Origin of the sequence: Pseudomonas sp. lyk4-TYG-107 (genome assembly GCF_030209055.1) — a bacterium.
GTDB classification, from domain to species: Bacteria; Pseudomonadota; Gammaproteobacteria; order Pseudomonadales; family Pseudomonadaceae; genus Aquipseudomonas; species Aquipseudomonas putida_A.
This window is the reverse complement of sequence record NZ_JARVST010000049.1, coordinates 1-2,147: the sequence shown is the minus strand read 5'-3', so window position 1 is coordinate 2,147 and position 2,147 is coordinate 1. Positions and strand designations below refer to the sequence as shown.

3 protein-coding genes are annotated in these 2,147 nt (G+C 62.6%); all 3 read right to left on the bottom strand.

Going from position 1 to position 2,147, the window contains the following annotated elements; genetic code table 11:
• Nucleotides 1-11: 11 nt before the first annotated feature.
• The 3 genes from QRN61_RS27540 to QRN61_RS27530 are packed head-to-tail and all read right to left on the bottom strand — an operon-like array spanning nucleotide 12 to nucleotide 1,911.
• On the bottom strand, nucleotides 12-461 hold the full coding sequence (locus QRN61_RS27540) for an acyl-CoA thioesterase (protein ID WP_027611525.1): 450 nt from the start codon (nucleotides 459-461) through the stop codon (nucleotides 12-14).
• Nucleotides 462-507: 46 nt separating this feature from the next.
• A complete protein-coding gene (locus QRN61_RS27535; protein ID WP_285376435.1) occupies nucleotides 508-1,341 on the bottom strand; it encodes an alpha/beta fold hydrolase in 834 nt (277 codons plus the stop codon).
• A 30-nt stretch (nucleotides 1,342-1,371) separates the two neighbouring features.
• On the bottom strand, nucleotides 1,372-1,911 hold the full coding sequence (locus QRN61_RS27530; protein WP_096796148.1) for a TetR/AcrR family transcriptional regulator: 540 nt from the start codon (nucleotides 1,909-1,911) through the stop codon (nucleotides 1,372-1,374).
• Between the last annotated feature and the right edge of the window lie 236 nt (nucleotides 1,912-2,147).

The window sequence follows — 2,147 nt, the reverse complement described above, 5'->3', positions numbered from 1 at the left end:
GCTCCCACAGGTCAGGTTTTCGCTACCCCTGAAGTCTGGATCGCCGGGCCATAACCCTCGATGAACTCCGCCGGCATGCGCTTGGGCTTGCCGCTGGACAGTTCGATGCAGACGAAAGTGGTCTGGGCACGCAGCAGGGTGGCGTTGTCGCTGGGGCGGATCAGCTGGAAGTGCCGGGTCATTTTCAGGCGCTGATCCCAATCGACGATCCAGGTCGCCAGTTGCAGTTCGTCGCCTTCGTAGGCCGCCGCCAGATAATCGATTTCGTGACGCACCACGGCCATCGCCCGATCCAGGCGCCGGTATTCGACCAGATCCAGCCCCAGACGCTGCGAGTGGCGCCAGGCGCAGCGCTCGAGCCAGGTCACGTACACCGCGTTGTTCGCGTGGCCCAGCCCGTCGATGTCCTCGGCGCCTACTTGCAGATCAATGGTGAACGGCGTTGCCCGATCCCAGCCCATGCCCCACTCCCGGTCAGATGATTCAACCGGGGCAGTGTAACGGATGTCAGGCCGATTGCCGCGCCTGAAGGCTGCGCCCCGCCAACAGTGATAACACGCCATCAACCACCCGAGGGTCGGCCAGCACGCGCTGGTGGCCGCCGCTTTCCAGGCGCAGCAGACGGCTGTCGAACCATGACTCGTGGATCAATTGCGATTCCTTGACCGAGACGAAGTTATCGTCCTCGGCATGCACGATCAGGCCCGGCATATCCAGTTGATAGTGCGCGACATCAAGAGTCGCGGCGCGCATGCCGACGTCCTGCTCGACCTGGCGGATGAACGCCGAGCGCGCCCGCGGTGGCATGCCGACGTAGCGGGCAAAACCGCGCAACACGCCGAGGATCCGCGCGGGAGCAGCGATGCTGACCAGGGTTTCGGTGCGCAGGCCCAGTTGCACGGCAAGCATGGCACTGGCGCCGCCCATGGAGTGGCCGATGACGGCTTGAAGAGGAGGCAATTCGGCGGCCGCTTCGAGCATGGCGCGGGCGAACAGTACGACGTTGGCTTCACGCCCCGGCGAACGACCATGGGCCGGGCCATCGAGGGCTACGACGGTGTAACCGGCCTCGACCAGCGCCGTGATCAACGCCGCAAACTGGGTGGGCCGCCCTTCCCAACCGTGCATCAACAGCACCGCCGGCCCCTGCCCCCAACGCAGCGCCGACAGGCCGAAGCGGAGCGTGATGCGTTCGGCACTCGCCAGCAGCGGCAGCTCCCAATCGCGCAGTGGCAACGTGCGCGGCGTCATGAACGCCTGACGCATTTTGCTTGCTACTCGTTGCGGTGCAATCCAGCCCAAGGTGCCATTAACGCCACGAACCCACTTCAACGTGTTCATCGCTTTCTCCTCAGGCGTGTTGCCTTCAGGTCAACGCACCGCCGACTTGGCAGCGCGCAGCAATCGATCGGATAAATCGCCCGGACCCAGCGCGCGTGCCAGCGCCAGACCACCCACCATCAACGCCACATCGGCCAACGCCTTGTCGGTGTCCTCGGGGCTGGACGCCAACTGCGCAATCATCAGTTCCAGGTGTTCGTTCAGCGCGATGCGGAAGGATTCCGGCAGACGCCCAAGTTCGCCGATGGAAGCCGGAATCGGGCACGCGGCATCGCTGGAATCACGGTGCTTGCGTGACAGATAGAACGCAGCGACCAGGGCGCGACGCTCTTCACCGGTCAGCTCGGAATCCATGTCGGCAATCAGGTCGCGTCGACGGCTGAGCAGTAGCTTGAACGCCTCGAGCATCATCGCGTCCTTGCTTTCGAAGTGCGCGTAGAAACCACCGACGGTCAGGCCGGCGGCGCCCATCACTTCGCCCACGCTGGGATCCGCCGGGCCACGCTGCATCAGTGCGGCGCTGGCAGCCTTGAGGATGCGTTCGCGGGTTTGAGCTTTTTTATCGTTCATCGTTGCCTCCGAATATTACGACTAGAATATTATTCGCATAATAATATTCCGCAAGTCGAGGATATGACCGCTGGTCTGAAGCACAGTGTAAGGAAAAAGGAGAGTTGGCCAAACGCCAGACAAACAAAAGGGCCATTCAATAATTGAATGACCCTTATAAATCCCGCAGAGCGGGTAATCGTGGCGTCCCCTAGGGGACTCGAACCCCTGTTACCGCCGTGAAAGGGCGGTGTCCT